At 37.1% G+C, this 11359-nt stretch carries 10 protein-coding genes; 7 read left to right on the top strand and 3 right to left on the bottom strand.

Annotation, left to right across the window (positions count from 1 at the left end; genetic code table 11):
* Positions 1–113 precede the first annotated feature (113 nt).
* The 5 genes from ACFVT8_RS02910 to ACFVT8_RS02890 all read left to right on the top strand — a co-directional run bounded on the left by ACFVT8_RS02910 (position 114) and on the right by ACFVT8_RS02890 (position 6199).
* Positions 114–2831 carry an ATP-binding protein gene (locus ACFVT8_RS02910; RefSeq protein WP_387082037.1) on the top strand — a complete coding sequence of 906 codons (2718 nt, stop codon included), beginning with the start codon at positions 114–116 and terminating at the stop codon, positions 2829–2831.
* A gap of 138 nt (positions 2832–2969) precedes the next feature.
* The gene (locus tag ACFVT8_RS02905) at positions 2970–3674 is read left to right on the top strand and encodes a response regulator transcription factor (protein ID WP_387082038.1); all 705 of its coding nucleotides are present in this window, start codon (positions 2970–2972) and stop codon (positions 3672–3674) included.
* A gap of 131 nt (positions 3675–3805) precedes the next feature.
* Complete coding sequence (locus tag ACFVT8_RS02900) at positions 3806–4033, top strand: FeoA family protein (RefSeq protein ID WP_049663835.1); 228 nt, start codon at positions 3806–3808, stop codon at positions 4031–4033.
* On the top strand, positions 4030–6009 hold the full coding sequence (feoB, locus tag ACFVT8_RS02895) for a ferrous iron transport protein B (RefSeq protein WP_387082039.1): 1980 nt from the start codon (positions 4030–4032) through the stop codon (positions 6007–6009). Before ACFVT8_RS02900 ends, feoB begins: the two co-directional genes overlap by 4 nt.
* A gap of 10 nt (positions 6010–6019) precedes the next feature.
* Positions 6020–6199 (top strand): FeoB-associated Cys-rich membrane protein, encoded by a 180-nt coding sequence (locus ACFVT8_RS02890; RefSeq protein ID WP_387082040.1) that lies wholly within the window; start codon positions 6020–6022, stop codon positions 6197–6199.
* A gap of 210 nt (positions 6200–6409) precedes the next feature.
* Here ACFVT8_RS02890 and ACFVT8_RS02885 read toward each other — a convergent pair whose 3' ends face one another.
* Both ACFVT8_RS02885 and ACFVT8_RS02880 read right to left on the bottom strand, forming a co-directional pair.
* Positions 6410–6541 carry a hypothetical protein gene (locus ACFVT8_RS02885; protein ID WP_387082041.1) on the bottom strand — a complete coding sequence of 44 codons (132 nt, stop codon included), beginning with the start codon at positions 6539–6541 and terminating at the stop codon, positions 6410–6412.
* Between the two features lie 210 nt (positions 6542–6751).
* Positions 6752–8440 (bottom strand): methyl-accepting chemotaxis protein, encoded by a 1689-nt coding sequence (locus ACFVT8_RS02880; protein ID WP_387082042.1) that lies wholly within the window; start codon positions 8438–8440, stop codon positions 6752–6754.
* Between the two features lie 361 nt (positions 8441–8801).
* On the opposite strand from ACFVT8_RS02880, the gene ACFVT8_RS02875 reads away from it, so the two are divergent.
* Entirely contained in the window at positions 8802–9341 is a 540-nt protein-coding gene (locus tag ACFVT8_RS02875; RefSeq protein WP_387082043.1) for a 4-hydroxy-3-methylbut-2-enyl diphosphate reductase, read from the top strand.
* Between the two features lie 73 nt (positions 9342–9414).
* A complete protein-coding gene (locus ACFVT8_RS02870) occupies positions 9415–10383 on the top strand; it encodes a 4-hydroxy-3-methylbut-2-enyl diphosphate reductase (protein ID WP_387082044.1) in 969 nt (322 codons plus the stop codon).
* 207 nt (positions 10384–10590) lie between these two features.
* Here ACFVT8_RS02870 and ACFVT8_RS02865 read toward each other — a convergent pair whose 3' ends face one another.
* Positions 10591–11292 (bottom strand): response regulator, encoded by a 702-nt coding sequence (locus ACFVT8_RS02865; protein WP_387082045.1) that lies wholly within the window; start codon positions 11290–11292, stop codon positions 10591–10593.
* Between the last annotated feature and the right edge of the window lie 67 nt (positions 11293–11359).

Here is an 11359-nt window from a genome sequence, read left to right as displayed (position 1 = left end):
AAATTAATGTAGTGTTAGGAAATCGCTTTTCCTATTAAGAAACTATAAAGAGGGAAAATCTTAATACTTTCTTAATGAAAGATAACGCTATAATACAAATGAGGTGAAAGAGGATGGAAAATACACGTCCAACTCCAGAGACGTTTTTAGCGAGGCTTCAACAGGAAGAACAATTTGTAGGGAAGCTAAAGATTTTTCTTGGATATGCTGCTGGAGTAGGTAAAACTTATGCAATGCTAGATGCGGCACATCAAGCAAAAAAACTTGGAAAAGATGTGGTAGTTGGCTATGTAGAACCACATCCTCGTCCAGATACGTTAGCTTTACTTGAAGGAATTGAGCAAATTCCTACGAAAAAAATAATTTATAAGGGAAAACCTTTTCAAGAATTAGATATTGATACAGTACTGAAGCGCAAACCGGAAATTGTCCTTATTGATGAATTGGCACATAGCAATGTTCCGACTATGCGTCACAAGAAACGTTTTGGAGATGTAGAGGAATTACTTGCAAAGGGTATCCATGTCTATACAACCGTAAACATTCAACATATTGAAAGCCTACACGATTTAGTAGAGGAAATAACCGGAATAAAAGTACGAGAGCGTATTCCAGATTATTTAATTGATCAAGCTGCACAAATAAAGATTGTCGATATTGAACCAGATGAGTTAATCCAACGCCTACAAGAAGGCAAAATTTATGTAAAACAACAAGCAGAAAAAGCATTACAATCTTTTTTTCGTAAACAAAACCTAGTATCACTTCGAGAAATTGCACTACGAAGAGCTGCCGATACGATTAACTATAAGCAGGTAAACAGCGACGAATCTATAAAGCATCATGTACAAATCGAAGAGCATTTACTTGTTGGCATTAGTAGCTCTCCTACTAATGCCAAGGTTATTCGAACTACCGCACGCCTTGCACAGGCACTGCATGGTAAGTTTACAGCTCTTTATGTTCAAAACGTACAGGAACATGACAGGAGTAATGCAAATTCAGAAAGGCTCCAGCAGCATTTAAAACTTGTTGAACAGCTTGGTGGCCATGTCGTAATCGTTCAGGAAGATGATATAGCTGCTGCCCTTGCCAACTATGCACAAATAAGTGGTGTCACCAAATTAGTCATTGGTAGAACTAGCATGAGAAAAAAATGGTGGCAACCAAGCACCAAAATCAGCGATCGACTCAACGAATTTGTACCAAATTTGGCCATACACATAGTGCCAGATCAGGAAAACGAACAATTCTACTTCCCTACTATAAAAAATAAGCTGTCATTTGAATGGCTTGATTTATTTAAAATGACCATTGTGTTTGCCATAGTATCGATTATCGGACTGTACTTCTACACAATTGGTGTAAGCGAATCGAACATTATCACTATCTATATTTTAGGTGTCTTAATACTTGCCATTTGGTCATCAGGATGGATGATGAGCATTATTAGCTCCATTATGGCGGTACTGCTTTTTAATTATTTGTTTACAGAACCGCGATTTTCATTTAACGCCTATCATCGCGACTATCCGATCACCTTTGTGATCATGTTCCTTTCCGGAGTGATAACAAGTAGCTTAACAAAAAAAATAAAGAAGCAAACTATTGTAGCTGTTCGTAAATCTTATCGAATGGAGGTGCTCCTTGATACAAATCGCAGACTGCAACATGCTAAATCAATAGAAGAAATTATTATTGAAGGCATGTCACAAATCGTTAAATTAGTAGAAAAGCCAGTACAATTTTTTGAAATAGAAAATGACTTAATTGTGAAATCTATTTTTTTCCGTACCGAGAGCATATCTAGTATTGAAAATAAGAAGATAGCTTCCCAATTTGAGAATCCGAATGAGCATGGTGTAGTAAGCTGGGTTATCAATAATAAGCATGTAGCAGGCATTTCCACTGATATATTTCCTGAAGTGAATGCCTACTATTTACCGGTTATTTCAAATGGGAGTGTTAAAGGCGTTATCGGTATTGCCCTGTCAAAGCAATCACCGTTACCTGCATTTGAGCGTAATATTTTACATGCCATTATTAATGATTTTTCATTTGCACTTGATAAATGGTATTTACAAAAACTCAATGCAGAAGTAGCTAGAGAAGCTGAAATGGAACAAATGCGAGCAAACCTTTTGCGCGCCGTTTCTCATGATTTAAGAACACCACTAACTGCTATTTCCGGTAATGCAGATATATTACTATCTAATTCACCTCTAATTCGAGAGGATGAAAAAAGCAAAATATATGAGGATATTTATAAAAATTCAAAATGGCTTGTACAAATGGTTGAAAACTTGCTTGCTGTGTCTAAATTAGAAGATGGACAATTTGCTATAGAGATGCAATTGGAACTTGTAGAAGATATTATTCAAGAGGCATTAACACATGTCGTTCGTCTAAACAATACACATGAAATTTCCTATCATATTGAACCGGAATTTTTATTTGCTGTAATGGATGCGCGACTGATTATTCAAGTTCTAATTAATATTATTGATAATGCATTGACCTATACACCGTCAGGCAGTGTTATTACTATAAATGTCAAAGAATCTGAACGTTTTGTACACTTTAGCATTTCTGATGATGGGCCTGGCATTGATGATGCTATTAAAACCAGTCTATTTGAGCCATTTACTACCGGAAAAGTACAGCGTAGCGATAGCCGAAGAGGATTAGGTTTAGGCTTGGCTCTATGTCAAACTATTTTAAAATTACATGGTAGTGAAATAACAGTTTCGGATAATAGGCCAAAAGGAACGATTTTTAATTTTTCACTGAAAAAAAGCCCATTACCAAAAGTTAGAGATAAAATTTATTAAATAAGTTGATTTGAATAGAAGCTGGGTGACATCTTGGAGATCAGTGTCATAGAGTAGATCCTGAACGGGGCGCCCCAGGTAAGCACAAATCGGTCACATATTTATGGTGATGAGCTAAAAAAGGAGTAATGAAATTCTATGAATAAACGAATTCTAGTAGTAGAAGATGATATAGCCATTGGCAATTTAATTAAAATGACATTAGCTACTCAACAATATGAATTTGATATTGCACGAGATGGCCATAGTGCTTTACAAAAGGCTCTTGCCATGAATCCAGAAGTTATTATTTTGGATTTAGGACTACCAGACATAGACGGTGTAGAGCTTATAACGAAAATTAGAAGCTGGACTCAAACACCTATTATCGTAGTTAGTGCACGCGGCGAGGAGCACGATAAAATCAATGCTTTAGATGCCGGTGCAGACGATTATGTTACAAAGCCTTTCAGTGTTGAAGAGTTACTAGCCCGAATTAGAGTAGCTTTGAGAAGAATGTCATTTGAGCATCAGTTAGAAAATGAACCCTCTGTCTTTGTAAATGGTCATTTACAAATAAACTACGCGGCAAATACAGTGTTTGTAAATGACAAAGAAGTACATTTGACGCCTATTGAATATAAGCTCTTAGTTATTTTATCAAAGCATGTCGGCAAAGTTTTAACGCATAATTTTATTTTAAAGGAAGTTTGGCACAACGCACTTCAATCGGATGTTCCAAGTCTAAGGGTTTTTATGGCCACTCTTCGAAAGAAAATAGAGGATAATCCAACTAACCCAAAGTTCATCCAGACACATGTCCGCGTCGGGTATAGAATGCTTCGTTGTCACGATGAAGAATAAGGTTTGATCTTACTTTAACTTTGCTATTCCAATATTACTTTCTACAATAAACTTAATATTGATACACTAGAAAAAAAATGATAAGATTTTTTTGATAATGATTATCACTCACAAGAAAGTAGGTAGATCTTATGAACCTTCACGCGGTTCAATTGGGGGAAAAAGTTAAAGTGAAAGATCTACAGCAAATTGACTCTCTTTTATGTAAACGATTAAATGCTTTTGGTATAAAAGAAGGCTGTCAAGTTTGTATGGTCCAAAAAGGATGGTTTTCTGGAGCTTGTATATTGGAATGTCAAGGACAAAAAATCGGGCTTAGAAAAAAAGATTTAATGGATATAAAGGTCGAACAAGTATGAGTAGATTAGCTTTAATAGGAAACCCTAATATCGGTAAAACATCATTGTTCAATACGTTGACAAATTCATATGAATATGTTGGCAATTGGAGTGGTGTAACCGTTGAAAAAAAAGTAGGACAAGTAAAAAAACTACAAAAAGAAATAATTGATTTACCTGGTGTATATACGCTTAACCCTATTTCAAAAGATGAAAGTGTTGTTACTTCATTTTTACTAGAAGATCAAGTAGATGGAATTTTAAATATTATCGATGCTTCTAATTTCGAACGAAATATGCAATTAACTGTAGATATTCTCGAACTTAGAAAGCCTGTTTTCATTTGTTTAAATATGATAGACGTAGCGAAAAAGAAAGGCATCTCAATTGATGTCGAGAAATTACAGAGTTCTTTAGGAGTACCAGTCGTTCCGATAAGTGCTCGTACGGGGAAAGGTGTCGAAGGTATTTATGCCGCTATTCAAGCCTCAGATCGTACTCAACAACGTTTTACATTAACCTATGATGACCTAATTGAAGAAGGTATCGCAAAAATTGAAGCATTGTTACAGCATGTTCCTGAAGAACAAAGAAGATGGTGTACTATTCAATTTTTAATGGGAAATGACGCTGTTGACGCTTATTTGCAAAAGAAGGAATACTTTGAACAGCTAGCTACAATGCGCGATGCTTTAGAGAAGCAAATAGGTGAACCATTAAATAAAGCTATTACTTCAAAACGTGATTTATATATTTCTAACATCTATAGCGAAGTAATCATACAAGAGAAAATTGAAACACAATGGTCAGAGAAAGTTGATAAAATTCTAACACATCCGATTTTTGGTATTCCAATCTTCTTAGCGCTTATGTTTTTAATGTTTCAAGCAACGTTTGCATGGATAGGTACCCCTCTTTCGGATTTCCTGGATGGCTTTGTAAGCGGACCTCTTTCGGATGCTGTTACTAAGGGCTTAGAAGCAATTGGGGCAGCTCCTTTTATTGTTCATTTAATATGTGATGGAATAATTGCAGGTGTTGGCGGTGTTTTAGTTTTCATTCCGCAAATCTTTGTACTATTTTTCTTTATTTCACTATTAGAAGATTCAGGGTATATGGCGAGAATTGCAGTTGTGATGGATCGCCTTATGGAATTTTTCGGCTTAAACGGTAAAGCCTTCATTCCGATGATTGTAAGCTTTGGATGTAATGTTCCAGGTGTAATGGCTGCTAGAACAATTGAACAGCCAAAAGAACGACTATTAACAATTCTTGTTGCGCCATTTATGAGCTGCTCAGCAAGGTTACCTGTATATGCTTTGTTCGGTGCAGCATTCTTTTCTGCACATCAATCGTTAGTAGTATTCTCCCTATATGTTATGGGTATTGTGGTAGCGCTTATTGTAACAAAAATATTATCAATGACGATATTAAAAAATGAAACCTCCGTGTTTTTCGTTGAGTTACCAGCCTACCATGTACCACAGCTTAAAACACTTTGGCGTTCTACTTGGGAAAAAGGGAAAGGTTTTTTCCGCAAAGCTGGTACTATTATCTTTGCTGGCTCCGTTATTATTTGGCTTCTTTCTTATTTAGGACCACATGGTGCGAATGTCAATATGGATGACAGCTTTTTAGCAATTATTGGGGGCGCTTTTGGTGTATTGTTTATCCCACTTGGCTTTGGAACATGGCAAGCCGGTGCATCTCTTATTGCTGGATTCCTGGCAAAAGAAGTGATTGTTTCGACAATGGCGATTATTTATGGCGTAAGTGAAGGTGTCTTATCCTCTACAATGTCAACTCATTTTACTGCTTTAAGCGCCTATACATTCTTGGCCTTTGTTTTACTTTACATGCCTTGCTTAGCCACAGTAGGCGCAATAAAAAGGGAAACACAGTCTGTGAAATGGACTTTATTTGCAACCATATATCCATTTGTTGTAGCTTATGTTATCGCACTTTTGATTTATGGTATTGGGAATTTATTGATGTGAGGTGTAGAGAATGACTTTATTAATTAATATCTTAATTGGTAGTATTATATTTGGCTATGCTGGTATTACTTTATATAAGAGCATTAAAAAGCAGAAGAAGGGTAAATGTGCATCATGCTCAATACAGAAGAGTTGTTCTTCTAACGTCTGTGCCCCTCCTTCTAAAATTAAAGATTTTACTACTAAATAAATTTGTATGAAAATATAGCGAGGTAGTTTCCAAATGGAAAATTTCATTGGGAACTACCTCGCTTTTAATTGTGAGTTTTTAGACATAGAGGGCTTTCTTTGTTCTAAAGCTTAGTATTAAGAAACGTACTAGAGAAGATTACTCTACAGCCAACGATTTTAAATGTTTCATCATCAAGAGTTAGTGATGGCATTTGTTATAGTGTATATCCTATATAAAAGTTGATTGGAGTGGAGGCTGAGCGACTCCTTGGAGATCAGCGATAGAGGAACGAAGGCTAAACCCATCACGTCCTGTGATAACGCCTTCGTGACCAACATCGTGTTGGCCCAAGCGACTCATCGGGCGCCCCCAGGACGCTCTGCTCTGCGCGAAAGCGAAGCGTCAGCGGCAAATGTTTTATCTGCGCGAAAGCGAAGCGTCAGCGGCAAATGTTTTATCTGCGCGAAAGCGAAGCGTCAGCGGCAAATGTTTTATCTGTGCGAAAGCAAAGCGACAGCTACAAAGCGCCCAGCCGCAACGGAAATCAACTCCACGTTATGGTAATAAGCCTTAAACTTTAAATTTATTGATTTCTTCCTTCACGAACACCGCTTCTGCACTTAATGCCTTTGCAACAGCATTTATTTCCTGAATAGTCGCAGTTTGCTCTTCTATTGTCGATGCTATTGTTTCAGATTGCTCTGCAGCATAATTAGAAGAAGAGGACATTTCATCGACCGAAGCTGCCATTTCTTCAGTACTTGCAGAAATTTGTTGCGTAGAAGCAGATACATCCTCGATTTGAGATGTCATATCACCAATCGCTTTCAAAATTCCATCGAAGGAGTTTTGGGCATTTTGAATAAAAGTGACACCCTCATCGACATTCGAAACTGTTACATTTACGGCATTTTCTACTTCCTTCGTTTCTTGCTGAATAAGTGCTATTACATCCACTATTTGATTGGCAGATGCTTTTGATTCCTCTGCTAATTTGCGTACTTCATCTGCCACAACAGCAAAGCCTTTTCCATGCTCTCCTGCACGAGCCGCTTCAATCGCAGCATTCAGTGCTAGAAGATTTGTTTGCTCAGTAATATCAGTAATTACTTTCGTAATATTAACTATTTCAGCTGATTGTGTGCTTAGCTTCTTAATTCGCTCATTTGTTGTATTTGAAGATTGTTGGATAATCGACATTTGATTTTCTGCGATATGTAATGTTTTTTCACCATCATTTGCAATAGATTGTGTATCTACTGCTTTAGAATGAAGCATTTGAGTTGCCTCCGCAATACGTTGAACACCTTGAGCAGTTTCGTCCATTGCTATCGAACTTTCACGACCAGTAACAGCTGCTTGGTTATCACTAATTGCCATTCTCTCTACAAGGTTTGCAATATCATGAGAGGAATTTGAAATTTCATCTGTACTTGCTGCTAGCTCTTCAGCTGCTGATGTTGTATGCTCAACATTTGCTGTCATACTATATATTAATGAATGTAAATTAGACTTCATCAAATTAAACGAATCAGCCAAATCTTTAATTTCATCCTTCGTTCTAACTTCAATATCCTTTTGACATAAATCGCCTTTAGCGATTACCTTTGCTGCAGAAGTTAACTTATTGACAGGAACAACGATGGAACGTACGAATATAATTCCAACTACTATACAAATCATTAATATAATACAGAACATCCATAAGAACCACTGCCCGTTATCATCGATAAGCGTTTCAACATGTGCTAAAGAATTTTGCATGTCTGTGATGTTTTCTTGTTGAAACAAATCTACTTTGTCGTTAATCTCAACGGATGTAGTATCAAATTCAAGCATTATTTTATTCCCTAGCTCTGGTCCGCCCTGAACATAGCTATGAGCCATTTTCTGACCAGTACTATAATACTCATCAAACGCTATTTTAATCGCATTTAATCTTTCCTGGTCTTGCGGATGCATTTTTTTCACTTGCTCCAAATCTTTAATAAAGATTTGGCTATATTTTTCTGCTTGCTCAAATCCATCATCTAAATTATCGAGTGCTCTTGTAGCACTAATATCAGTCAAATACTGCTGAACCTGCACAACTGCTAATTTCATCTCATCTGCTAGTAACGTCGTTTGAAGTGTTTTTTCTTTCATCAAATGTATTTGCTTTTGTTGGGATTTAGCATTTTGTTGCTGAAATATCCCCATTACTAAAACTAATAATACAATAATGCCAAACGTCACTATACTTCTAACTTTAATTGTCACAAAATACCTCCTACTTTTAACCGCTGCTGTTAAAAATTATTTTATTAGCTTATTTACATTAATGTAATCCATTTCAGATAATACTTTTCTTTTTCTAAAATGATGATTTACCAAGAAATCATTATACCTTTCAAAACTGCCGGAAAAGTGAAAAAAATATGTATTTTTCAAGAATTTTTCACCACTTATCAACTACATACGAAATAAGTAAGCCTTAAAGGATATAATGAGATACATTTACAATCGTACCATCCCCTAATTATTTATTTTGTGCGTGTCGAACGCTAACTTACCCATCTGCATATCATATTTATAATCAGGTATGTCATCAATGTTAAATCACTATCGAAAGGAGATCGTTATGGTATTTAGACCACAGTTCCCAATGTATCCTGGTGGCATGAGAATGCCCATGCAAATGCCGATGCAAATGCCCATGCAAATGCCAATGCAAATGCCAATGCCAACACCTCCACAAATGTCACCGCAGTCCTTTTTCCAGCCTGGAGGCTTCCCAAATCCACGAATTCCGGGTGGCTTTCCAATGTCCAGTGGAATAGGATCATTTGGAGGACAAATGCCAATGCAGGAACCTTCAAAGATTGGTTCATTTTTGCAGCAGGCGAATAGCTTATTTAACTCAGCAAAAACATATACGCCTTACATTCAGCAAGCAATGCCAATGGTAAAAAATATTCCGTCACTTTTAAAATTGTATAAAGGATTTCAAGGTCTTCCTGCTGCAGGAGCTGCCGCAGGGGCTGGAGCAGTAGCAGCTGAAGCAGCAGCTAGTGAAGGATCAGGTTCAAGTAAAAGTCGAAAAGCGTCTCGACAAAATGGATCATTTACTCCTGCTGACCCACTTCCATCTAAGCCCCGTATATTCCAGCCACCTATGTAGATGAAGGTTTCTTTGTATTCGCCGTCCCTGTCCGTTATAATGTAGATAGGTAAGCTTGAAAGGAGTCACAACCATGCAAGTATTAAAAATTAATCCACGTGGCTATTGCTACGGTGTTGTTGATGCGATGGTCATCGCTCGAAACGCCGCACTAGATAAAACATTACCAAGACCTATCTACATTTTAGGTATGATTGTGCATAATAAACATGTTACAGATGCCTTTGAAGAAGATGGCATCATCACATTAGATGGCGAAAATCGTTTAGAAATTATTGAACAAGTTGAAACTGGCACTGTTATTTTCACAGCCCATGGTGTTTCACCCGAAATTCGTGAAATTGCGAAGCGAAAAGGCTTAGTATCCATTGATGCTACATGTCCTGACGTAACAGTTACACACGATTTAATTCGTGAAAAATCAGCAAATGGCTATGATATTATATATATCGGTAAAAAAGGCCATCCCGAGCCAGAGGGAGCAATTGGCGTTGCACCAGATCATGTGCACTTAGTGCAATCGTCCACTGATATTGATGCATTAAATTTATCGAATAATAAATTACTAGTAACGAATCAAACGACGATGAGTCAATGGGATGTCGCTCATTTAATGGATAGTTTAAAAGAGAAATTCCCAAATATTGAAGTGCATAAGGAGATTTGTTTGGCAACCCAGGTACGCCAAGAGGCAGTTGCTCAGCAAGCTGGGGAAGCAGATTTACTTATTGTTGTTGGTGACCCAAAATCCAATAACTCGAATCGTTTAACACAGGTTTCTGTTGAAATAGCAGGAACGCCATCTTATCGAATTGCAGACGTTTCTGAGCTAAAAGTTGAATGGTTAAAAGGCATTAATTCTGTCGCTGTTACAGCAGGCGCTTCAACGCCAACACCAATTGTAAAAGAGGTTATTTCATTCCTTGAGCAATTCGATGAAAATGATGAATCAACACATATTATTAAGCGTACAGTTACATTAGATAAAATTTTACCTAAAATTAAAACGCCTAAGCCTGTTGACAAAATTATGCCTTACTAAGAACAAATGCGCTGAAGCGTTCGTTTACATCTGACAAGCGCTGAAGAAACCCGAAGCAAATGTAAATGCTCCACCATTTTTGCCCGAGGGATCGGAGAGACCCGAGGATGTAGCGCTTTAGCCTAGATATGACTTTGGTTATCTACAACTTTAAAATCTATAGTAGTAAAAAATCCTGATTGTCTATTTGACAATCAGGATTTCTCATTATTTACTAAAATAATAATTGACCGGACGACCAATGCCACCATAATGCACATCCATCGTAATTTCCTCTTGCTTCTCTAAATAATCTAAGTATCGTCTTGCTGTTACGCGTGCAATACCTACGCCACTTGCAACTTCTTCTGCCGATGCTCCTTCTACAGATTGCAAATAGTGCACAACTTTCTCAAGTGTTGCACGATTAAAACCTTTCGGTAAACTTTTTTCTGACCGTAAGACATTGGATTGCTGAACCTCATTAAGTCCACCATGATAATGGAATAACTGATCAAGCTCCCCTTGTGTTAGCTCATGTTCCGTTTGCATTTGTTTTTTGAAGCGCAAATAATTTTCAAGCGTTCCTTGGACCCGTTCAAATGAAAAAGGTTTCATAATATAATCAAAAACGCCCAGATGCAGGACCTGTTTTACAGTTTCCATATCATTAGCAGCAGTTACCGTAATTACATCTACTGGTAACTTGAGTTCACGAATTTTTCGTAAACTTGTCACTCCATCCTGCTCTGGCATGAAAATATCCATAAATACTAATTCTGGTTTAAGTTTTCGAATTTGGGCAATCCCTTCAACCCCATTTGAGGCTTGTCCAATTACTTCAAATCCAGCTATCTTCTCAATAAATTGGCGATTAACCTCTCTCACCATTGGATCGTCCTCTATTAATAAAACCTTTGTTTGTGTCACTGTTAGTCCTCCATACACTCGTTCTATCTCTATATGTGTAAATTTTCACTTCATGAAGCTGTCTAAG

This window comes from Lysinibacillus sp. NPDC058147 (assembly GCF_042884205.1).
Classification (GTDB): domain Bacteria; phylum Bacillota; class Bacilli; order Bacillales_A; family Planococcaceae; genus Lysinibacillus.
The sequence above is the reverse complement of the archived record's forward strand: the minus strand, read 5'-3'. Positions and strand labels throughout refer to the sequence as shown.

What these genes read in the sequence shown, in the direction of transcription:
- feoB (WP_387082039.1), top strand. Translation starts at nt 4,030, where the DNA reads ATGAGTAGATTAGCTTTAATAGGAAACCCTAATATCGGTAAAACATCA.
- ACFVT8_RS02910 (WP_387082037.1), top strand. Translation starts at nt 114, where the DNA reads ATGGAAAATACACGTCCAACTCCAGAGACGTTTTTAGCGAGGCTTCAA.
- ACFVT8_RS02905 (WP_387082038.1), top strand. Translation starts at nt 2,970, where the DNA reads ATGAATAAACGAATTCTAGTAGTAGAAGATGATATAGCCATTGGCAAT.
- ACFVT8_RS02875 (WP_387082043.1), top strand. Translation starts at nt 8,802, where the DNA reads ATGGTATTTAGACCACAGTTCCCAATGTATCCTGGTGGCATGAGAATG.
- ACFVT8_RS02870 (WP_387082044.1), top strand. Translation starts at nt 9,415, where the DNA reads ATGCAAGTATTAAAAATTAATCCACGTGGCTATTGCTACGGTGTTGTT.
- ACFVT8_RS02885 (WP_387082041.1), bottom strand. Translation starts at nt 6,541, where the DNA reads ATGAGTCGCTTGGGCCAACACGATGTTGGTCACGAAGGCGTTATCACA.
- ACFVT8_RS02890 (WP_387082040.1), top strand. Translation starts at nt 6,020, where the DNA reads ATGACTTTATTAATTAATATCTTAATTGGTAGTATTATATTTGGCTAT.
- ACFVT8_RS02900 (WP_049663835.1), top strand. Translation starts at nt 3,806, where the DNA reads ATGAACCTTCACGCGGTTCAATTGGGGGAAAAAGTTAAAGTGAAAGAT.